The following is a 19,649-nucleotide window of genomic DNA, read 5'->3' on the forward strand; positions in this document are numbered from 1 at the left end:
TTCCTCCTATAATTCAACATTTTCCATAACTGCCCTAGCTTCTAAAACAGCAATATAATCTCTCATAGTTTTTAATTGTAAATCATATGTGCTTCTAGGGCATGTTGGTTTAAAAGATAAACAACCTCTATCCCAATTTTCAATCATTCTATTTAAGCCGTTATATCTAATAACAAGTTGTTCGTATTCAGCTTTAAATCTCTCTTTATAATCTCTACTAATCATTCCTAAAGCAGTTTGAGGTAATGCATTTGCATCATATTCTCTATATGATTCATCAAATGGATTTTTAGGAGACCAGCTTTCATAATCGTTAGAATATTTAACTAAATATCCTTCATCTTTTGGATCTTCATCTTTTGGAATAGTCCATCCACGATAGTTGTTATAATCTCCTCTTGTCATTGGTTTTGCTTCAATTAATTTAACTCCAACATATTTTTTCATTTTCTATTCTCCTTCGTTATTTAAATTAAAAAAGTAGCCCTTTTCGACTACTCTTTCTCTTGATCTTCATCATTGTTTAACTGTTCTAACGCAGTTTTGATTTTATTTGGAATTGGAACACCTAGATTAGAAATGTTTTCTAATAGGCTAATTCCTTCATTCGCAATATAGAAATACGCTACAAGAGTTCTAAATACCCAAGTGCCACCATTTCCAAGCATACGATCTAATTCCACTCCTACAATAAGAACGGCTAGAATCATGCATTTTTTAATTAATCCTCTAAAGCCGACCTCACTATTAAGTGTTTTAATTACATAAGCATAAATTACACCTGTCATATAATCTAACACCATGAATGTAATTAAAATCTTTAAAGCTAAATCCCAGCCACCAAATAGATACGTAAAAAAAGTAGCTAAGATAGCTACTGCTGTGTTGAATGCTTTTTCCATATTATTCATTTTCCTCACCTTCTACTTAAGAAATACAACACTGTATCCTTTTTCTAAACCTACAAATGTATCATTAATTGTACTAACGGTTAACATTACATTTGCTCCAGTATAACTATCATTTTGTTGTTCATCTTTAACAACTACTCTAAATAATATATAATCTCCTGCTTTTAAATTCTTTGTATCAGTAATATAGAATTTATTAGCTTGTACATCATTAAATGTTTTTTCACTTACATCTAATGTATATACGTTTGTTTTGTTATCCATATTTTGTCTCCTTTTTTTAAGTTGTTTTGATATATTTTAATATTGCATAACCTGTTGTATCCGCAAAACCATTTGATGTACCAACTTGTAATATCAAATTAGTTTTATTGACTTGAATAGAAATACCATCATGATCATTATCCATATGAGCACGTGGCATCATATGGTTTGTATTATCAGCAAACATTACAAAAAGGTCACAACTCAACACTCGTTTTAAATTAGATATATTATGTGCTACATATTTATCTTTAGTGAAGCCACTTACGGATATAACTTTACAATATATTTTTTTCCGTCTATCCAGTATTCACCCGTAAACTGTTCTTCAGTAGAATACTTGAAATAAACATCTTTCTTTCTAACTTTGTTTCCAAAAAACTTAATAAATTTCATTTGTTTTGATATTTACTATTAGCGATAATAGATATCAACTGTATATGTGGTGTTTTTAGGTGAACTTCCATAATACCAATCCGACAACTTAAAATAGTTACTTGTTTTGTCAAACATTATAGTCATTCCATGACTTACACCACTTGTTAAATATCCTCCAAATCTAAAAGTTAAATTATTAGTTGCAATATTTGAGCAAAGGAATGCTGGTATATAAAAAGGATATGTTAATGATCCATCAGTACCTGGAGCCATGTGGCATAAAAATAAATATTCCGTAGCTCCGTCTATTAAATTTATTGTTTGGCCAAACCTTGCACCTTTCTTTGTTTCTTTCCATATCAAAAGATCTACACCTGTTTTATTTACAACATCCTTTGCTCTAATTTTATTTCCAAAAAGTTTTATGAAACTCATTTTTACTGCTAAATTTAATTAGTCAAAATCGTGATATGTGTTTTTTGTATAATATATAATAGCAGTTACTGCGTATTTGTTCCAGCCGACACTATTATTAATTATTTGAAGACTTGTTTCGTTTATTCTTGCAAACATATCATAAAAAGTCCCTGATGTCGCATTAGAATAATAAACTACTGGTAGTTTGTAAAATGTATTATCACCTTGAATAAAAACTTCATAATCAATAAATTCATTTAAATTAACAATATCATGCTTAATATTAACTACACCAGCAGAAGATAATACACCTGTTGATTGTATAACTTTGCTATATATTTTCTTTCCATCCAACCAATATTCACCAGTCCATTGTTCTTCGATAGAATATTTAAAGTACACATCCTTTTTTCTCAAGAACATATTCTTTGGTGGTTTTAGAAATTTCATACACAATCACCACTTGGTCCACTAATTAAATTAGCGCACCTTCTTTCTTTGGAAATGCAATATTTAAATAGTAAATATCGCACCCCCCCCCGAAGATTTTAAATTCTTGCATAATAGATTTTTCCTCCTTAATCATCATCATAATTATCAGTTACTCCAAACATAAACAACTGTTCTCCATTCTCGTTGCAAAATCCATAGCCAATATTGATGTAACCCTCATATTTAGCTACTGTTCCCAATCCTATAGCATCTTTATTCTTCGATATATTAAAAGGTATTTTAGCACCTGTGATTGTGGCTGTTATACTTGCACTGTTTCCAACGGAATCTGTTACAGTGCACACTACATCATAAGAATCGTTTAATGAATAACCACTAAATACATAACTTCCTTCACTTGAAAAGCTTGTACTTTTAGAAATGTTATTTATTTTAATAGCTTTGCTTGCTATTGAATTGCCAGTTATTGCTGAATACGTAAATACTGGTTTGACACAAATATAAGTGCCACTGGATACATCCTTTGTACCGCTTGAATTACTTCTAAACGCCTCCATAGAAATAGTTGGATAGGAATACCCAGTAACATTGATTGTTTTTGTTGTAGAAGCTGTAAACCCTCTACTGTCAGTAACTGTGACTGTATATTTTAAGCTTCCACTATCCCTGATATTTGAAGTTTGACACGTATTTTTACTTCCTGCATAGCTAAAGTTATTACCACTAACCGCATAATTAGTAATTGTTGCTCCATATTTAGCTGTTGCTGAAATAGTAAATTTAATATTGGATCTATTTTGTAAACATAGACTTCCAAAGGGATCAATAATACTTGTTACAACACTATTTATAGTTGGTTCAGCGTTTGTCATCTGATATGTTCTATCGTGATAACTTGCCCAGGAACAGTTATTTGAATATAGTCCTATACGAATAGTGCATGTTTTGCCCTTACATGCTTCTCTTAACTGTTTTCTTTCATCATTAGTAAGTTCCCATGTAAACGTACCACTCGTACCACTTAATGTCCTTTTAGCGTAATGTTCTCCATTAGGATTTGGTTCCAACCAACATTCCATATTGAAGTTACCTGGATTACTGTATTTGAACCAAGGATTATCAGTATCTTTGAAAGTTGTTGGTGAATCGGTTATATTGGCTTGTCGAGGAATAGTGGTTAATGTATGTGTATATCCATTTTCACTTGAACTGAATCTATCATGACTAATCCAACCACTTACACCGATTGACTTTGAACCATCACTATTATGTCCTACAGTTACATCCCAAGTTCCTAATCGAATTGCACTGGAAGTAATTTTTTGGCCAGTACCTATTCCAGCACTATATACTGTTCCATTTATACGAGCATATACTGTACCATTACCATATGTCGTATATCCTGTATTTGTACGCCATACATCAATCCAAACACGAACAACTGATGTGTTAGAATTGATGTCATATGACAGTTCCTGCGAATTAACACTGTAATTTATATATTTATTAGTGGTTCCAAATGTTGCCATATATTACCTCCTACAAAATTAACAATCCTAAATCTTCATCATAGATAATTTGAAAAGTACCCAGGTTGATTTGTTTCATTACAACTGCTTGTGATATGTTCAATTGTTGGTTTGAAAGATAAGCAATTCTTTTATCATTTTCGTAAAATCCAAGTTCCGTATTGGACAGTCTTACATCAAAAGGACTATTGCTAGATCCTAATTTTAATATTCCTTCTTCAAACTTAGCCCATTGAGAAATTTCTTCTTTTGTAGCCACTCCCGTTAATTTATCAGTAATAGAATTAACGTTATTCGTAACCAACTGAATTGAACTGGCATTTTGAATAATTTGAGAACTAAGACTATTGATAGATGTTGTATTATTAGTAGTTGTTGTTTGCAGTTCTTCTACTAATGATGTTAATGAGTTTTTTAATTGAGTTATCGCTGAGTTATATTCAACAGATATTTCTTGTCTCATATTGTTCATATCATCAGCATAATCGTTAACAATTTCCCAAGTACCACTTGAACTGTCATATCTCTTTAAAGTTTGTGTAGTTGTATCAAACCACAACTTTGTAGTATCACTAGGTGCAGTTGCACTTCTAATGCTTGCATCATCAATTCTAATCAATGTTAGAATTGCACTAGATTTAACTGCCATATATCATCCCTCTAATTGAGCAGTATAAGTTGCTTTATTTGTTACATCACCTGCACTGACAGTAAATGCTTGACCAGTTGCAATAGAAGTTGTTCCACCATCTTTATACCATTTGATAGTTCCTAAAGCTGTAATAGCAGCGCCAGTTAATTCTGTAGCGCCTTTATAAACATGTGCAGTTAAAGTTGTGGCAATTGCGGTATTTTTAAATACATTTCCATTAGACGAAGTAATATTCATATAGATTGCATCATCACCTTTAGCACCTGTTTCCCCTTTATCTCCTTTATCACCTTTTGCCCCGTTAGCACCATTTTTAGATACAGTATAGCTAACAGCTGTCTTACCATCACTATAAGTCACTGTTACTCTTGTCCAAATATATTGCCCAGCAGTTGCTGTTGGTGGAGTTGTAGACCATCCACTAGTTGGTGTTGTTGTTCCGCTTGTTGATTGAACGTATTCAGTAACTGTTTTAGATACTGTAGGTGATGAACCATTAGCGCCTTGTCTAGCGACTGAATAAGATACTGTAGAAGTACCATCACTATAAGTTACTGTTGTTTTTGTCCATAAGTAGTTTCCTGCGCTAACTGATGGAATAGTATCTTGCCATCCACTAGTTGGTGTTGTTGTACCACTTGAAGAACCGACATATTGAATTGATTTAGATGAGATTTTAACACTTGTACCTTGAATTCCTTGATTTCCTTTAAAAGCAATAGAATAAGAAAATACTTTGTTAATAGTTACTTCATTTACCGTTCCCTCATTAACAGTTACTGGTATAGTGAAACTACCTGTTTTTGTTAATGCACTGGTTGCAGTAATTGTGATAGTAGGCATTGGAGTCTTTCCATCACTAACAGCACTAATACCTGTTGGGCATGTAATTGTACCTATTTTAGCGGGTACTGTTTCAGAACCTTGCAAAGCCATTACTTGTGTGCTTGTTGTTTGAGTTCCATTAACAGCAGTAGTAGTTCCTAAAAATGTATAGTTATCATTTGTCAATACAACGGTATACCCATCCGTCATATCTAATAAATCTACTTGATTACTTGCTTTGATTGCCATATTCTTTTATTCCTCCAAATTTAATTCACAGTTGAAAACTGCTTTCTTATTTATATCTCTTGGACTTATAGTAAATATAAATCCTTTATCATTTATTCTTGTATCTTCAATATCTATAGGTGAGAATTCTTTTTCTCCAAATTTCTTTACATGCCATTGAAGATATGCATTTTTGCCAAATCTTTTTTCCAATTGTTCAGCACTTTCAATTCTTTCAGCACCGACATAAATATGAACTGTCAATATAGTTGCAATATCACTATTTTTGAATGTATTTCCATTTGAGGATTCAATATATAGAGTTATTGCATCATCACCATAAGTTCCCATTATAAGTGGTTCACTTGTTTTTGATGAACCATCAGTATAATTTGTAACTGAATATGTCCATAGATATTTATTATTTGCATTGATAGTTTGAATAGATGTTGTCCATCCCTCACTGTCTACTCTTATATCTTTACTTTTACTTGATGCTAAATAATAGGTTGTAATATTTTGAATTCCTACTCCTTGTTCAGCTAATGAAAAATTTACATATAATCTAATCGAAGTACCTTTATATGCAACATCACAAACGTATGTTACATTAGGCAATTTGTTTGTCATAATATTTTTATTAACTGATAAAATACCATCTTTTACGATCTCATAACTACTGTCTATGTCGACTTCCTTACTATTGATTATTTTTTTATAACCAATCGTACAATTACTTAATTCTATAATTACATTACCGTCCATAATACAAGGTGTAATGATTGCTGGTGTAATGGTCCAATCAGGAATGTAAGTTCCGTTGTCATTTAATTTTTGAGTTAATGTAGTATTAGTAACGTCTAGAAAACTATTTCCTAAATGAACTGCATCACTTTCATCAACTATTGTTGTGTATCCTGTATCAAATTGAATATTGTCCAATGTAAATACACACTTGACATTAACTGACATATTAATATCATCAGGAGTTAATGTGATAAATTTACCTGTTTTGTATTTTTTATCATTTAAATACCATTGAAAACTTAGATCATTATAATTTTCAGTAACATCTTCATTAGAATTCATAACATGACATGCAATTTTAATACTTTGATTATAACTATTAAGTATAGTTGCACTAGGTACAAGATTAACAGTAATCAATGAAACATCCAAATCATCTATTTTGGATTCTATTTCATTAATCTTTGTTTTGATTTCTTCATTTGATAATGATAATTCACCCATTTTAGTATTTAGATCTTCCTGCTCTTTAGCAACGATATCTAATTTTAATTTTTCTTGATCTTGAGTTATCTGTAATTTTCTAATTCTTGTTGAATTGGTAATTTTTTTAATAACACGTTCTTCGTTTTTTGTTGGAGTATTTCCATCAACTTCACTTATAGAAAATTCTCCACCTTTATATGTGATAGACAAATCAGTAACCATAAAATTGAATTCATCATTATAATTTACTAAACATCCTGGTAACAAGTTATCTATTGAAATCATTGATATGCTTTTTGTTGAATAAAATGTTAATCCATTTAATTGATCATATAGTTTATCAATCAAATTTTGTTCATCTGTTAAGTATAAATTATTAGAATCTAGAAATATGGTATTACCCGCTGTATCCCCTTTTTCTAAAGGGTTTAAGCCATTTTCATAGTAAATTCTAGACACGCAGTACAATTCATTTTTTTCATAGTTTGTTAACGTATCAGTTTTAGCAAACGCATCCTTAGTCACTTGAACAAATTCAAGTGAGCCTTTACCGCTTGCAAATACATTTGCTCCAAAAAGCTCAGCAATCCATCCTAAGTAGTTTCTAATGACAATGGTGTTATCGTACCAGGAAACCTCTTTTTCTAAGACATACGCAGGAATATTGGTTCTTACAATAGAAAAACCAGTTAGCGTTTCTATTTCATATAACTGGTCTTTAATTGTTACTGGATAAGATAATTGAGTTGCATAAGGAACATCCAATTCATAGTTATCATCATATAGTTTCAAACTCAATGACTTTGTATATTTTTCAGGTTGATCATATACTTTGAAATATCTTACATCGCTATTGTCATTTTCCTGTACTTCCCAATACTTGGTTATATCCAAATCATCAAGGATGCCATCGTAGTTATCGAATTTAAGATTCAACTGCATTGTAGGAACATTCCCGATAAGATATCCCTTTGCAAAGGCAACAGATACTTTATATTCCAATAAACGATGGGTTACATCCAAATCTCCATATTTAATAAGCATTTTCTACACCTCAATCAAAGCAAAAGAAAAAGATTGTGCTTTGAGCCCAACCTTTGTCCTTACATAATTAAATTTCTTATTTCCAGCATACATTTTTTTGGTGCCACGTATTCCATGATCAGGAATATACAGCTCCGCATTGAACTCTGCAGGAGTAACTGCATTTAGAATGCTCATGACATCTACAAATGTCTTTAGATTCCATGTCAATGTCACTTTCAACATATTTGACCTTATTCTGTTACGCCTTAAAACTCCTGTAGCGATAGGTCTAATGCTATCACCATCCAAATCTTGGATTTCAACACTGATATCAGAAGGCGTAGGTAATAATACACCATTCACTTTTATTTTAGCTTCATCGGCCATATTCTACACCTCCTAATTAATAATCGAATACTGGCTTACCAGTTTGCGCTTCATATTCTTTGATATTATCAATCACCATTCTAGTTAAAACTTTACCATTTTCTAAAACTAAATTGATAACATAAGTACCTCCATTACCATTATCAACTTGTGGCAATCTTTCAGAAATCTTTTGAGCAATTAAGTCTAAACCTCTAGTATTTCTTTGTAAAGGGATAACTGCTTCAGTTCCTGCTTCCCCAAAGATTGCAGGAGTTGCTTTTGAAACAACTGCACCTTCAGCCAATTTTGGAATTTTTGAAATATTAAATCCTTTTCCACCGACACCTGGAACCCAATTAGGAATTTTAATTTTATTTAATCCACCAATGAAACTGTTGATTCCACTGATAATTGCATTGATTGGTGCCTTAAAAATATTTGCTAATCCACTGACGATGCTTGAAAAGATTTGTTTAACACCTTCCCATGCTTGTCTCCAGTTTCCAGTAAATACACCTCTAATAAACGTGATAATTCCATTTAGGACACCTTTTATCGTGTTCCAAATAGTTGTAACCGTTGAACAGAATGCATTAAGAGGAACACCTAATAAACCAAATGATTGTGTCCAGTCAGTTGCAAAGATATTTTTAAGAAAGCTTGAGAATCCTTCAAATATTTTTCTAATTCCTTCCCAACAACGCTTTTCATCGCCAGTAAATACTCCAACAAAAAAATCAGTCAATCCTTGGAAGATTTCAATAACATCAGGAATCAATTTGTTGATCAAATCGCCCCATGATTTGAATGTATCGCTGAATGACCCAAGAATAAAGTCAACCAATGGAGAAAGAACATTGTCCCATACCCAATTGATTGCTTTTCCAATTGCTTCAATGCCCGGTTTCCATGTATTCCATACTTCCAAGACACCTTGTAATACTACTGAAAGCACACTTACTAAGAAGTTAGCTAGTGGTGCCAAAACGTTTTTCCATAATGAAAGAGCTATAGTAAAGACTGCTTCTACTGCCTTTACAAAGACTTTTGCTATAAAGGTTGCTAAAGGAACGATAATTGTATTAAACAAATCTAATAAGAAATCAAAAATAGGAACAAGAATATTCTTATAGAAATTATTTAAAATTCCTACAAGTTCTCCTATTGAATCATTTACTAACTGTCTAAAGCTATCACTCGTTTGATATAAATAAACCAATGCGGCAGTAATCGCTGCTACAATTGTTGCAAAGTATGCTGCAGTTCCTGCTGTAACACCCAAGACTGCCTGAAATCCACCTAATATTCCACCGCCCTCAGCCATTCCTGATAAGAATGTAGAAACTACAAGACTTAATAATTGAAATGGATAAGTGACTGCAGCAATAATCGTACCCCAATTCTTGATCACTTCAAAAGTAAGGAATCCAGCAACGATACCTGCAATCAATGAAAGAATGATTGGCTTGTTTTGTACGAGCCATTCCTTGATAGAATTAATTTTCTTCAATACATGGTCGACTGCTTTATCGATACCGCTCGTATCAGGTTCTCCAAAAGCACTGTCCCAATCGATTGGATCTATATCATAGCCTCCACCACCAACGCCTCCACCTGCTCCACTGCCTGAACCACCTGAACCTGATGAATCACTTGCGCTGATTGTATTGATTTCATCAAATGATGCCAATGAGCCTAAGGCCTTTGCTGTTTTCTTAGCTTGACCCTCAGTACCTTTCAATGACTTATTTAAGCCACCAGTTGAAGCTGTAGCTTTTTTAGCTGAATCACCTGCAGCAGTAAATCCAGCACTTGCTTGTTTTGCTCCACTCTTTTTACCAAATAATTTGCCAAAAACACCTGCAATTACATTTGCTAGTGTAATGAGTTTTCCAATAATCATATTTATAACTTGAATGACTGGTGTCAATACAGCAATCAATCCATTACCAATGATTCCTAATAACTGTTTGAACTGTTCTTGCAAGATACGCACTTGGTTGGCCCATGTTCCACTTGTTTTCGCAAAGTCTCCTTGAGCCATTGATAATTGATTCAATACAAAGTTGTATCTTAAAGTTGTCAATTCAGCTTGTGACATGTCACTTACATTCTTGCTGATTCCTTGGCTCAATGCGTAAGATTGCAAGTTAGTTTGTGTCATAACGATTCCTAAATCTTTTAAGGTTTCAGTTTCACCAGTAAATACTGATTTCAATTTGATATCCGCTAACTCTTGTGAAATGTTGTAGAACGATGCAACATCCCCTGAAAGTCCAGCCAAAGAAATAGCCATATCACTCGCTTTGTCAGCACCTAGTCCCATACCTGATGCCATGGCCATGTATGTAGATGCTGTCTTTTTGGCTGAGAGTTCACTCATACCAAATTGTTGAATGGAATTTTGTGCAAACCTCTCGGCTTTCCATGACATATCTCCAAAGGCTGTATCTACTACGTTCTGTACCTCAGTAATATTGGAAGCAACCTCAATCGCTTCTTTTCCTAATTTGTACAAACCAAAACCTGCAGCAACCTTTGCTACCATAGATTTAATTCCACTTACTGCTCTGCTGATTCGACCAGTAGAGCTTTCAATACTGTTAGCTGATGTTTTTGCTTCATTCGTCGCATCTTTCAATGCATTCTTGAATTTGCTTGTTTCAGCTGAGATGATAACTTTTAATTCTTCTAGTGTCTTTTTAATCATCTCCTTTAAATTTTTTATTGTAAGCATTCGCAAATTTCATTCTTCTTGCCTTAAAGTTCTCAAATTCATTTTCTTCTTGTTCAATAAGATGCTGTTTCTTTTCTTCTTCAAATAATCCAGGGTAATAATCCCATAATTCATTGATTTCAATAGCTTTATTTTCTTCACTGAAAATAACTGATATTCCTTTAAGCAGTTGATCAGCAAGAATATGATTGTCGATTGCTATTTGCTTTTGTTTTCTCTTTTCTTTTCTTCGATACGATTCGATATAGTCAGTGATTTCAAGTACCGAAGATTCCCAAAATAAAAATGAACTGATATCACAATCTAAAGCGACTGGATATAGTTCATTTATTAAATCAGATACATATTCAAATTCTATGTTTTCTACATTTGCTCTTTCGCTTCCACTAGTCTCTTGTCCATCGTTTCCGCTTGAGCTTGGGAGAAAAAACCACTTACCTGATAAATTGGCAAGAACACATCCGTCATGAATGTCATTTGAGTTCCGCCCTCTTCACAATATTTATCAAATAATTCGATGACATCATCTTCTTTGATTCCATGTTGGAACTTTTTCATTGCACCATGTGTAATCAATAACATTACTTTCAATGGTGGCAATGAACCATCATCAGCACTAGAAATAATCGTTAATAGGTTAACTCTTAATTTTGATTCTAAGCTGACAATTTCAGAAGTAGTGAGTTTTAATCTGTATTCTTTACCATCAACTTCCCAAATGGTAAAAGGTTTTCTTTTTGGTGCCTCAACGACTTCTGCTTGAACTTCTTCGGTTTCTCCACTTAATACTCCCATTTTTCAGCCTCCTAAACAATTTTTGGATCAGTAATTTTAAATGCACTTGCTAATGCAATATTTAAATCAAATTCAATAACACCATTGACACCGCCACCAGTTCTCTTAAGAGAAATTTGGCCATCGAATTCAGTAGTTGTTCCATCTTTCAATGTTTCTTTGAAAGATAAAGTTTCTCCTGATGCTTCATATGCTCTTAAAATACGATATGGACTGTCAGTTTCAGTATTTTCATATTTGAATTTGTAAGTGATGTCTCCTGGGTCTCCAATTCCCATTTCATACACTTTTTGAGAGGCTTCCAAATCAGTATTATCTACTTTTTCAGGATCCACTCCAATTTCAGGAATTTCTTTCAAGCCTTTTAATTTAGCAAAGCTTGTTACTGACTTACTCTTATATTCTAATGTTGCTCCATTCGCTAACATTTTCTACTCCTCCTTTATTTTGTGTGATAAATAAATTGTTTTTTGCAATCAATGATTGCCTCATATCTCATTTGTTTATGTTTTAAACCGCTTGGGTCAGGAACATCCGCACATGTCGTTCTTAAAAATCCTAGAGACGACATGATATCATCTACATCACATGCTGTTTGTGAAGTACTTTTCATATCCCATATGTCGATTCTAAAGCGAACAAAAGAAAGCTGTTCCTTATCATCCGTAAATTCATATGGCTTATTTTCTTCCTCAACATATTGAATTGCAGGTGTTTTGCTCCAGTTTTGTGGATAAGCATCACTTACATTTTCAACAACTTGAGACAATCCTTTATAAACGATATCTTTAACATTAATCATTTTTTATATAGCTCCCTTATTTTATTTTTAAATAGCTTTTCAGTATTTTTATTAATGGTATCTTCCTGATCATGAAGCGCAGGATACATAAAAGGCCTTGCCATTTGACCTTTAGTGTAATAACCAATGACTTCACCATCTTTATAAGCAACCTTGAAACCATACATTTCAGCTTTATCAACTGTCATCGCATCTGCAGGTATCATCCAACCTGTTTGTTTATATTTGGGTGATACTTGAGGAGAAATACCTTGATGATTGGCTTCTCCATTAGGACCAGTTCCAAATTCATAGTAAGGTGCATAAGCTGAATTAGTGTAAACAGTGGCTGTTGCCTTGTTTTCCTTGACCTCATTTTTCACCTTGACTGAACGGGCCAATGCTCCAGTATCACTGGATATCAGCAGTCTTGCTTGAGATTGAACCATCACACCTGCTTGTTTAACAGCTGTAACTGCAACCTCCTGACATGCTTGATTGTCTAATGCTGAAAGTTTTCTTATGAGATTGCTAAAATCAGTGCTTGTCATACTCTTTCAATCTCAATTGCTTTAAATCGCTTGAAATTTTGAATGCTGATGACTTTATAGCTGATACCCTCATAATTAATCATGTCATGCTCTTTAATTGCTAGAGAGCCATAATAATGCATATTCAAGATACCATTTACACGCATACCATATAGTTCAGTTTGAAGTTTTGAAGATGCTGGCCATATAAGAGCTACATCTTCATTTGCTTCATCACTATAGGTTTCAATGACATTGCCCTCATCATCTTTTACAGCACTGTAAGTTTTAATTTGAAACTTCTTGAGACTTCTTTTTTTCATCTTTCAATCTCCTTGCCATAGCTGATAAGCGATAATTGGAAATACCTGAAAGAATTTCATCTTCACTTTGATAACTTTCACTCTCTCCACCCTCGCTATAAGATGCAAGCCCCTCGTTTCCTTGACGATTGTAAAGTGCAATGGCCAATTTCAAAACATAATCATTGAGATCATCAATCAACTCACTTCGATTGGTTTTTGATAATACAGTATTTTGAGATTTTAAAAGAAAAGAAGAAACCAATTCTTCATCAGTTTCTCCTGTTAGTTTTTTAAACTGCTCTTTTAATTTATCCATTTTTCTTTTCTTTGATTACTGCAATCAATTCATCTCTTGTAAGTGAGTCTGTATTTTCAATTCCTAATTCTGTTGCTAATGCTTTTAATTCATCAACTTTCATTTTAGATAACGGCTTATTTTCAGGAGCGTTATCATTTGCTTTTGAAGATGAAATTTCTTTGTAGCCTAAGGCTTTATATTTTTCTAACATTTCATCTTCGATAATTCTTTCAACATTGCTATTGATAATAGTTTTCATCAAAAAGACCTCCTATTACGCAGCATCTTTAATATTTAAATAAATTAATGGTAATGTATTGTCTTTTGTCCAAACATCATGGAAACGTCTATAATCCATTGCCCATGCATCAGCTTTTTGGTTTGTATTAGGATCAAAGATACGCATTTTGTCTTGTTTAGAAACCGCAATCGCACCTGGTTTAGGAATAATCATAAAGTTGATATCTTTTGCAGTTGTACCTTTTGCGTATCCACCTACTTCTTGACCAGATGTTTTTCCATCGTTCATTTTGATAGAAGTATACATACGATTTTGAGGTGTTTCGATGATTGCACATTTATCAATTGCTGGAACTGTTAAATCAATTCCACCGATTGAAATTGTTGCTGTTTGCATTTTTGTTGATAAGAACATTTCTAGTTCTAACATAACATCTCCAGTTGCATGGATGATTAAATCACCGTTATATCCTGCATCTCTGATTTTTTTAATACCAGTTTTCATTTTTCTTAAAATAGTTGATTCTGCAGGAGTATATCCATATTCAATCATTTCTGTTTTGTTAGCTGTAATAACATCTGTTGCAATTTTTGATAATCGATATGCATCGATTTCAGGAACAACATGAACTCTTTGGAATTCTCCCATAACGGTTGAAGCAGTTGCGACAAAATTAGTTTCATCAACATCTACTGCATCCAATGAAAACTTACGTCCACGATCTTGTGTCATTTTTCTTGTTTCATATTCTAATGTTACAGAGCCTTGTGTATATCCATTATCTCTGTCATAATCTCCCAATCCTTGTAAAGACATTTTAGGAATTTTAATTTCAGCACCACCATTATAGATTACATCTCCTGCATTTGCTTCCATCCATCCTGTTAATGCTTCGTGCATAGCTACTTTATCTAATGTTTCTTGAAATAAAGTAGCTGTTGCTAATGTGTTAATTGCCATATTTTATTACCTCCTATTTTCCCATCATTTTTTGATAAACTAATTCCTCATCAGTTAATTTAGCATCTTTAGCTTTTTTCATAGGTTCTCTACCTTTTATTCTTTCTTCCACTGCTCTTTGCACAGCTGTTTGAAAAGCTTTTTCTACTGTTTCGATACTTTTTTTACAAGAATCGGCATCAGTTAAAATAAGGATCTCAGCAAGTTCAGTTGGAATTCCTTTGTCGGCCAATTGTACTTTTGCTTGTGCAGTCAATTCTCTACGTGTAATTGCTGCTTCTCTATCATCTAAATCCTTGATTCTTTTTTCTTCCTGATACTTTTTCTTTTCTTTTTCACTCATTTTTTCTAGTTTTTGAGCTTCTGTTTGCTGTTCTTCCAATTGCTTTTCCCAAGATTTACGTTCTTTCGCAATTCTTCCTTGAACGATTCTATCTAGTTCCTCTTGAGTAAAAGTCTTCGTTTCTTGGCCAGTTTGACCATCATTTCCTTGGCCGTCATTACCTTGGCCATCGTTTCCTTGATCATTATCATTTCCTGAATCATTTCCGGAACCATCATCAGCAAATAATTGAATGTTTAAAGGAAATAAAAATTTTTCTTTCATAAAATCCTCCAGTTAAGGTCCGTAAGACCATCCCATCTTTTAGTGTCATAAGTTTTTGGACATATAAAAAGACAATCAGTAATTGCCTATTTATCAGGTTTAATTTTTTCTTTTACTTCTTCTACTACTTTTGCATCTAATAACTCTTTGATACGTTCTTCATCGTTCACTTCAAAAACTTCTCCAGTTCTTCTTGTGATTCCACATCTAGTATCAACCATGTTATGAATAACTCTTAACTTTGCCATAATATGCCTCCTTTTTAGTAAAATAAAAAGCAACCTCTCAGTTACCCGTTTGAATTTTCTTTTCTATTTGGCGGCGGTACATAACATTTAGTAATTACGTATCTCTCTCGGCCACATATCATACATATCTTTTGCTCTTTTTTTATTAAAAGATGTTTCTTTTTATTGTAGTACTGTTCACTTCTACCAATGTATTCTTGATGAAAGTGAGGTCTTAATCCTTGTGACATAGCATTCCCCTTTCTTAAAAATGAGTAAAATAAAAACCGACTACCTGTCGGCTTAATTAGATTATTTTTTTGCAAAATAAGAGGCTAACTTATTATTTTCATTTTTCATATATTCTTTATATTCATTTGCAACACGTTGCAGTTCAGGGGATAAATCTTCCATGCATGTGGCTGTTATTAATTCATAATTGTAAGCTGTTGGTTTGTTGAATTTAACTTGATAGTCCGTTTTAATAAATTTGCTATTTGCACAATTAATATAATCAAGCAACCCTGCAGCAAATTGGCTCCAACGAGCTTCTTCTAACATTTTTTCTTCATCCATACTTTTTTACTCCTTCACAATTACTTTTCCCCTATTTAATATTAGCACATGTGTTTTTCCTTGAAAACCATTCAACGCAATTGCATCATATCCTTTTATAGAAGCATAGGCACCTAAATTATTTAATAATTCCTCATAATCATTTAACTCTTTAAACTGAGCCATTTTAGCTGGTATACCAGTTTTTTCATATTCAATGAAGAGTTTCTTATAATCAGCAACCTTTGCATCTTCATCAAGATACATCTCCATTATTTTCCCAAATTCACCATTTCGAGTATATATTCTTGCAACCTCTACATTTGAATCGGTGTATGTTCCGTAACCATAGATACCTCTACCAGCATAAAATTTTCCGTATTTAAAAGAATCAACCATTTCTTCAACATTTTTATCTGTCGTACCTGATATTCCTCTATATAACAGTTGTCTATCACTAATTTCTTTTTTAAATTCATTTTCAGGTAATACTTGTGGTAAAGCATCATATCCTAATTTACTATTTAAATAATTTGACAAAGAATACCCGCTAGAAGAATCTAATTTGTATTTTCCTGAAGTTATTTCTTTAGCATATTCTTTTGCTTTCTCAACAACAATTTTATTTGATTTTAATTCACTAAATCTATCACTATCATTATACTTCATATCTTGAAATTTAGATAGCGAGGATGGAACATTTTCTTTACCTAGAACATCAATGTATTGATTATATTGTTTTCTATCACTAGATGCATTCTTTGTCTTTTTCATAAAAGAATTAACAGTGTCAACACCATGTTCTTCTTGTTGTCTTTTTAGCCATTGATCATAATTTTCACTGACATCCACAACTTCATCTTTGTTAGTAACAGGATTCCGTTGCCTTTTCTTCATAGCATCAGTAACACCTTCGATATAAGGAATCATGTGTGAACGACAATTAGGATGAAGAGGTGGAACGTTGACACCTACTTTAGCTTTTGCTATTTCTACGATGCTTCTATCGTGTTGCTGACAAATTTGGGATGTTCTACTGTCATGCACTGCAATAAACATTTCTTTTTCAATACCAGCATCCTTAAAAGCTTGTTGATCAGCAAATGCTGTCATTGCTGCACTTTCAGTTTGAATAAGTCGTCTTGCCTGATAAGCACCAACAGCAAACTTATTCATAATCGTGTCGGCCATTTCTTTTTCAGTCTTATTTGTTAAAACGCCCATCAGCATTTCATCTTTCAAAGATTCGGCCAGTGCGTTCGTATTATCCCAAATCCTATTGGAATAGTTCTTACCGCTCCATCTTGATTTTAACATGCTGTCTATCAGTTCAGGAGCCAACATATCGAACTGATAAGCAACTTTCATACCCTTTTGAAGATTATATACATTTCTATAATAAGCATTAAAAGCACTGTTGATATAACAATCAGTGCTTACATCTTTTTCAACTTTATATACTTCATTCATCAATTTATCTAACTGACTTTGCATATTTTCAAGTCGTTTGATTCTATATTGATAGGGTGGCGTATCCAACTTCTTTAAAAGTTCTTTTCTTTGTTTAGTCTTTGGATTATTTTCAAGTATTCTTTTTATTTGATTATAATCTCTATCACTTAACAAAGAATCAAGCATTTCTTTTGCATCAGCGTTTGATAAACCATGGCCATCTCTATATTTTTCAAAGATACCATTGATTTTACTTTGAGTGTAAAGACTAGCTTTACTGTAGATATCTGAAACATATTCACTTGCTACTTGTGCATCATCCAAAATAGATGAAAGCTTTTCTTCCTGACGCTTTTTCCAATATTTCTCATTCTTCATATCATCTTAATTTCTTAATTAGGAATGCTAGAATTTTGTTTATTACCTTTAACATTTGAAGCATCATTTTTTGTATCAGTGTCATTTCCTGTTTCATCATCCTTGTTCTCCTCGTCTTGATTAAAAGGTACATCACTTTGTTGCTTGAACATTTGCTGTTGAAGTTTTACGCTTTCTTCATTTTCTTTTTTGACTTTTTCCATTTCACTTGGAGCATCTTCAATAAAAGGAAGTTGTTCAATCAATGTTTCATTTGATACCTTTCCACTTAAATTGGCAATCATTTGAGCTAACTCATTCAAGTTTTTAGGAAGTTTTCGAGTAAATGTGATTTTTACATTTCCAGGATCTATTACGATTGCTTTTATATTTAAATAATTGCAGAACAATTCAATTCTTCTTTTTAATCCTTTTATGTAATACTTTTCCTTTTCTCCAGTAATCATTTGAAGTTCTAAAAGTTTATATTCCATGGCCACACCTGAACTGTTACCAACGAAATTTTCATCAGTTAAGTTAGGAACATGAGAAAATGTATAGATATCTTCTTTGATTGCTTTTCTTAATACTTCCATCCCTGCTTCATCAAAAACTCTTGAAAGATATTCAGCTCTTGCTTCTGCAGGTAATTCTAGAAGACCATTTTCTTTTAGAATCTTCATTGTTTCACTGACTTCTTCATTGTCATCACCCATTAATGAACCATAAATAACAAGCAATGATTCTACGAATTGCTCTTTATCGTTAACTCTATCGCTCATGAGCTTATTGTAAGCATCAATCAAAGAAATTTGCTGTTCAAAGTCACCGATACATAATTTATTATTTCGATACTCAATGATTGGAACATTTCCAAAAAAGTGCTTAACTGGTTCATCAATAAACCTATGCCTATTTCTATTGTTACATTCTAAAATCATTGTAGTGATGTAATTCTTAGTACATACAGTTGCACGATAGCATTGCTGACTGGTGATTGCATCCTTATATCGATAGTAATAAACACCGAAAAGAAGATTTTGCTCTATCGTATCATCGTATACTAAGAATGTATGGTCAGGTTCAAGGTTTCTAACTGCTATTTCAGTTTCACCTTGTTTGATATACACATATTCATAAGCGACACCACAAATACTCATATCGTGTGCATTGTCACTATCAACATCATCTACATCCGCTTTATCAAAGGCATCCGTTAGTTTATCAATGCTTTCTTTATTCTGATTATCATAACTTGCATAAGAAATTGGACTGTTCATAAAATAACCAGTTGCTGTATCACTGATATCTTTAGCGTGATTACAAACAACTCTGTTATTTGCTGATGTCTTCAACTTCTTTTGTCTTCTTTTAATATCATGATCAGCTTCATAATATCGCTGATTCTTTTTAATTCTTCCAATCAAATTACGATGTTTGTTGATCAACTCTTCAATTTGAACAAGATTCAACTTTGTTTCATCATAATTTGAACTATCTATTGTGAACGTAAACACGT

At 32.8% G+C, this 19,649-nt stretch carries 26 protein-coding genes; all 26 read right to left on the reverse strand.

Features of this window, described 5'->3' with window-relative positions; all coding sequences use genetic code 11:
• Positions 1–6 precede the first annotated feature (6 nt).
• The 26 genes from LJD34_RS03675 to LJD34_RS03800 all read right to left on the reverse strand — a co-directional run bounded on the left by LJD34_RS03675 (position 7) and on the right by LJD34_RS03800 (position 19,647).
• The gene (locus LJD34_RS03675; RefSeq protein WP_217498390.1) at positions 7–447 is read right to left on the reverse strand and encodes a crAss001_48 related protein; all 441 of its coding nucleotides are present in this window, start codon (positions 445–447) and stop codon (positions 7–9) included.
• A 47-nt stretch (positions 448–494) separates the two neighbouring features.
• Positions 495–911, reverse strand: a complete 417-nt coding sequence (locus LJD34_RS03680; RefSeq protein ID WP_175300795.1) for a holin family protein — start codon at positions 909–911, stop codon at positions 495–497.
• Positions 912–923: 12 nt separating this feature from the next.
• A complete protein-coding gene (locus LJD34_RS03685; protein WP_175300794.1) occupies positions 924–1,175 on the reverse strand; it encodes a hypothetical protein in 252 nt (83 codons plus the stop codon).
• 16 nt (positions 1,176–1,191) lie between these two features.
• On the reverse strand, positions 1,192–1,362 hold the full coding sequence (locus LJD34_RS03690; RefSeq protein ID WP_227359205.1) for a hypothetical protein: 171 nt from the start codon (positions 1,360–1,362) through the stop codon (positions 1,192–1,194).
• Positions 1,363–1,589: 227 nt separating this feature from the next.
• Complete coding sequence (locus tag LJD34_RS03695) at positions 1,590–1,988, reverse strand: hypothetical protein (RefSeq protein ID WP_175300793.1); 399 nt, start codon at positions 1,986–1,988, stop codon at positions 1,590–1,592.
• A gap of 18 nt (positions 1,989–2,006) precedes the next feature.
• Positions 2,007–2,420 carry a hypothetical protein gene (locus tag LJD34_RS03700; RefSeq protein WP_175300622.1) on the reverse strand — a complete coding sequence of 138 codons (414 nt, stop codon included), beginning with the start codon at positions 2,418–2,420 and terminating at the stop codon, positions 2,007–2,009.
• 128 nt (positions 2,421–2,548) lie between these two features.
• Positions 2,549–3,952 (reverse strand): DUF859 family phage minor structural protein, encoded by a 1,404-nt coding sequence (locus tag LJD34_RS03705; protein WP_175300792.1) that lies wholly within the window; start codon positions 3,950–3,952, stop codon positions 2,549–2,551.
• Positions 3,953–3,962: 10 nt separating this feature from the next.
• The gene (locus LJD34_RS03710; protein ID WP_175300791.1) at positions 3,963–4,601 is read right to left on the reverse strand and encodes a hypothetical protein; all 639 of its coding nucleotides are present in this window, start codon (positions 4,599–4,601) and stop codon (positions 3,963–3,965) included.
• Positions 4,602–4,604: 3 nt separating this feature from the next.
• Complete coding sequence (locus tag LJD34_RS03715) at positions 4,605–5,678, reverse strand: hypothetical protein (protein ID WP_175300790.1); 1,074 nt, start codon at positions 5,676–5,678, stop codon at positions 4,605–4,607.
• A 6-nt stretch (positions 5,679–5,684) separates the two neighbouring features.
• Complete coding sequence (locus LJD34_RS03720; protein ID WP_227359206.1) at positions 5,685–7,934, reverse strand: hypothetical protein; 2,250 nt, start codon at positions 7,932–7,934, stop codon at positions 5,685–5,687.
• 3 nt (positions 7,935–7,937) lie between these two features.
• A complete protein-coding gene (locus LJD34_RS03725; protein ID WP_175300788.1) occupies positions 7,938–8,303 on the reverse strand; it encodes a DUF6711 family protein in 366 nt (121 codons plus the stop codon).
• Positions 8,304–8,319: 16 nt separating this feature from the next.
• Positions 8,320–11,022, reverse strand: a complete 2,703-nt coding sequence (locus tag LJD34_RS03730) for a hypothetical protein (RefSeq protein ID WP_227359207.1) — start codon at positions 11,020–11,022, stop codon at positions 8,320–8,322.
• Positions 11,023–11,385: 363 nt separating this feature from the next.
• Positions 11,386–11,817 (reverse strand): DUF6096 family protein, encoded by a 432-nt coding sequence (locus LJD34_RS03735; RefSeq protein ID WP_117575843.1) that lies wholly within the window; start codon positions 11,815–11,817, stop codon positions 11,386–11,388.
• A gap of 11 nt (positions 11,818–11,828) precedes the next feature.
• Positions 11,829–12,245: a phage tail protein gene (locus LJD34_RS03740; RefSeq protein WP_117575841.1), complete on the reverse strand. Its 417-nt coding sequence runs from the start codon at positions 12,243–12,245 to the stop codon at positions 11,829–11,831.
• A gap of 14 nt (positions 12,246–12,259) precedes the next feature.
• Entirely contained in the window at positions 12,260–12,619 is a 360-nt protein-coding gene (locus LJD34_RS03745) for a hypothetical protein (RefSeq protein ID WP_117827081.1), read from the reverse strand.
• On the reverse strand, positions 12,616–13,149 hold the full coding sequence (locus tag LJD34_RS03750; protein WP_227359208.1) for an HK97-gp10 family putative phage morphogenesis protein: 534 nt from the start codon (positions 13,147–13,149) through the stop codon (positions 12,616–12,618). The genes LJD34_RS03745 and LJD34_RS03750 overlap by 4 nt, the downstream gene beginning before the upstream one ends.
• Positions 13,146–13,451 (reverse strand): hypothetical protein, encoded by a 306-nt coding sequence (locus tag LJD34_RS03755; RefSeq protein WP_175300785.1) that lies wholly within the window; start codon positions 13,449–13,451, stop codon positions 13,146–13,148. Before LJD34_RS03755 ends, LJD34_RS03750 begins: the two co-directional genes overlap by 4 nt.
• Positions 13,417–13,749, reverse strand: a complete 333-nt coding sequence (locus tag LJD34_RS03760; RefSeq protein ID WP_175300784.1) for a phage head-tail connector protein — start codon at positions 13,747–13,749, stop codon at positions 13,417–13,419. Before LJD34_RS03760 ends, LJD34_RS03755 begins: the two co-directional genes overlap by 35 nt.
• A complete protein-coding gene (locus tag LJD34_RS03765) occupies positions 13,742–13,990 on the reverse strand; it encodes a Rho termination factor N-terminal domain-containing protein (RefSeq protein WP_175300783.1) in 249 nt (82 codons plus the stop codon). Before LJD34_RS03765 ends, LJD34_RS03760 begins: the two co-directional genes overlap by 8 nt.
• A 15-nt stretch (positions 13,991–14,005) precedes the next feature.
• Complete coding sequence (locus LJD34_RS03770) at positions 14,006–14,932, reverse strand: hypothetical protein (RefSeq protein WP_175300782.1); 927 nt, start codon at positions 14,930–14,932, stop codon at positions 14,006–14,008.
• A gap of 13 nt (positions 14,933–14,945) precedes the next feature.
• Entirely contained in the window at positions 14,946–15,539 is a 594-nt protein-coding gene (locus LJD34_RS03775) for a DUF4355 domain-containing protein (RefSeq protein WP_175300781.1), read from the reverse strand.
• 86 nt (positions 15,540–15,625) lie between these two features.
• On the reverse strand, positions 15,626–15,787 hold the full coding sequence (locus LJD34_RS03780) for a hypothetical protein (protein WP_175300780.1): 162 nt from the start codon (positions 15,785–15,787) through the stop codon (positions 15,626–15,628).
• Positions 15,788–15,828: 41 nt separating this feature from the next.
• A complete protein-coding gene (locus LJD34_RS03785; protein WP_175300779.1) occupies positions 15,829–16,017 on the reverse strand; it encodes a hypothetical protein in 189 nt (62 codons plus the stop codon).
• Between the two features lie 61 nt (positions 16,018–16,078).
• Complete coding sequence (locus tag LJD34_RS03790) at positions 16,079–16,342, reverse strand: hypothetical protein (protein WP_227359209.1); 264 nt, start codon at positions 16,340–16,342, stop codon at positions 16,079–16,081.
• A 6-nt stretch (positions 16,343–16,348) separates the two neighbouring features.
• Complete coding sequence (locus LJD34_RS03795; protein ID WP_227359210.1) at positions 16,349–18,151, reverse strand: minor capsid protein; 1,803 nt, start codon at positions 18,149–18,151, stop codon at positions 16,349–16,351.
• A gap of 14 nt (positions 18,152–18,165) precedes the next feature.
• Positions 18,166–19,647, reverse strand: coding sequence for a phage portal protein (locus LJD34_RS03800; RefSeq protein ID WP_227359211.1), 1,482 nt, complete (start codon positions 19,645–19,647; stop codon positions 18,166–18,168).
• Between the last annotated feature and the right edge of the window lie 2 nt (positions 19,648–19,649).

This window comes from Faecalibacillus sp. MSK20_93 (assembly GCF_020589945.1).
Lineage (GTDB): Bacteria > Bacillota_I > Bacilli_A > Erysipelotrichales > Coprobacillaceae > Faecalibacillus > Faecalibacillus intestinalis.

Coding starts and splice junctions, on each gene's coding strand:
- LJD34_RS03680 (WP_175300795.1), bottom strand. CDS start 911: ATGAATAATATGGAAAAAGCATTCAACACAGCAGTAGCTATCTTAGCT.
- LJD34_RS03730 (WP_227359207.1), bottom strand. CDS start 11,022: ATGCTTACAATAAAAAATTTAAAGGAGATGATTAAAAAGACACTAGAA.
- LJD34_RS03675 (WP_217498390.1), bottom strand. CDS start 447: ATGAAAAAATATGTTGGAGTTAAATTAATTGAAGCAAAACCAATGACA.
- LJD34_RS03695 (WP_175300793.1), bottom strand. CDS start 1,988: ATGAGTTTCATAAAACTTTTTGGAAATAAAATTAGAGCAAAGGATGTT.
- LJD34_RS03785 (WP_175300779.1), bottom strand. CDS start 16,017: ATGTCACAAGGATTAAGACCTCACTTTCATCAAGAATACATTGGTAGA.
- LJD34_RS03750 (WP_227359208.1), bottom strand. CDS start 13,149: ATGACAAGCACTGATTTTAGCAATCTCATAAGAAAACTTTCAGCATTA.
- LJD34_RS03710 (WP_175300791.1), bottom strand. CDS start 4,601: ATGGCAGTTAAATCTAGTGCAATTCTAACATTGATTAGAATTGATGAT.
- LJD34_RS03770 (WP_175300782.1), bottom strand. CDS start 14,932: ATGGCAATTAACACATTAGCAACAGCTACTTTATTTCAAGAAACATTA.
- LJD34_RS03725 (WP_175300788.1), bottom strand. CDS start 8,303: ATGGCCGATGAAGCTAAAATAAAAGTGAATGGTGTATTATTACCTACG.
- LJD34_RS03700 (WP_175300622.1), bottom strand. CDS start 2,420: ATGAAATTTCTAAAACCACCAAAGAATATGTTCTTGAGAAAAAAGGAT.
- LJD34_RS03745 (WP_117827081.1), bottom strand. CDS start 12,619: ATGATTAATGTTAAAGATATCGTTTATAAAGGATTGTCTCAAGTTGTT.
- LJD34_RS03780 (WP_175300780.1), bottom strand. CDS start 15,787: ATGGCAAAGTTAAGAGTTATTCATAACATGGTTGATACTAGATGTGGA.
- LJD34_RS03760 (WP_175300784.1), bottom strand. CDS start 13,749: ATGGATAAATTAAAAGAGCAGTTTAAAAAACTAACAGGAGAAACTGAT.
- LJD34_RS03735 (WP_117575843.1), bottom strand. CDS start 11,817: ATGGGAGTATTAAGTGGAGAAACCGAAGAAGTTCAAGCAGAAGTCGTT.
- LJD34_RS03775 (WP_175300781.1), bottom strand. CDS start 15,539: ATGAAAGAAAAATTTTTATTTCCTTTAAACATTCAATTATTTGCTGAT.
- LJD34_RS03740 (WP_117575841.1), bottom strand. CDS start 12,245: ATGTTAGCGAATGGAGCAACATTAGAATATAAGAGTAAGTCAGTAACA.
- LJD34_RS03790 (WP_227359209.1), bottom strand. CDS start 16,342: ATGGATGAAGAAAAAATGTTAGAAGAAGCTCGTTGGAGCCAATTTGCT.
- LJD34_RS03715 (WP_175300790.1), bottom strand. CDS start 5,678: ATGGCAATCAAAGCAAGTAATCAAGTAGATTTATTAGATATGACGGAT.
- LJD34_RS03755 (WP_175300785.1), bottom strand. CDS start 13,451: ATGAAAAAAAGAAGTCTCAAGAAGTTTCAAATTAAAACTTACAGTGCT.
- LJD34_RS03765 (WP_175300783.1), bottom strand. CDS start 13,990: ATGAAAACTATTATCAATAGCAATGTTGAAAGAATTATCGAAGATGAA.
- LJD34_RS03705 (WP_175300792.1), bottom strand. CDS start 3,952: ATGGCAACATTTGGAACCACTAATAAATATATAAATTACAGTGTTAAT.
- LJD34_RS03720 (WP_227359206.1), bottom strand. CDS start 7,934: ATGCTTATTAAATATGGAGATTTGGATGTAACCCATCGTTTATTGGAA.
- LJD34_RS03795 (WP_227359210.1), bottom strand. CDS start 18,151: ATGAAGAATGAGAAATATTGGAAAAAGCGTCAGGAAGAAAAGCTTTCA.
- LJD34_RS03690 (WP_227359205.1), bottom strand. CDS start 1,362: ATGTTTGCTGATAATACAAACCATATGATGCCACGTGCTCATATGGAT.
- LJD34_RS03685 (WP_175300794.1), bottom strand. CDS start 1,175: ATGGATAACAAAACAAACGTATATACATTAGATGTAAGTGAAAAAACA.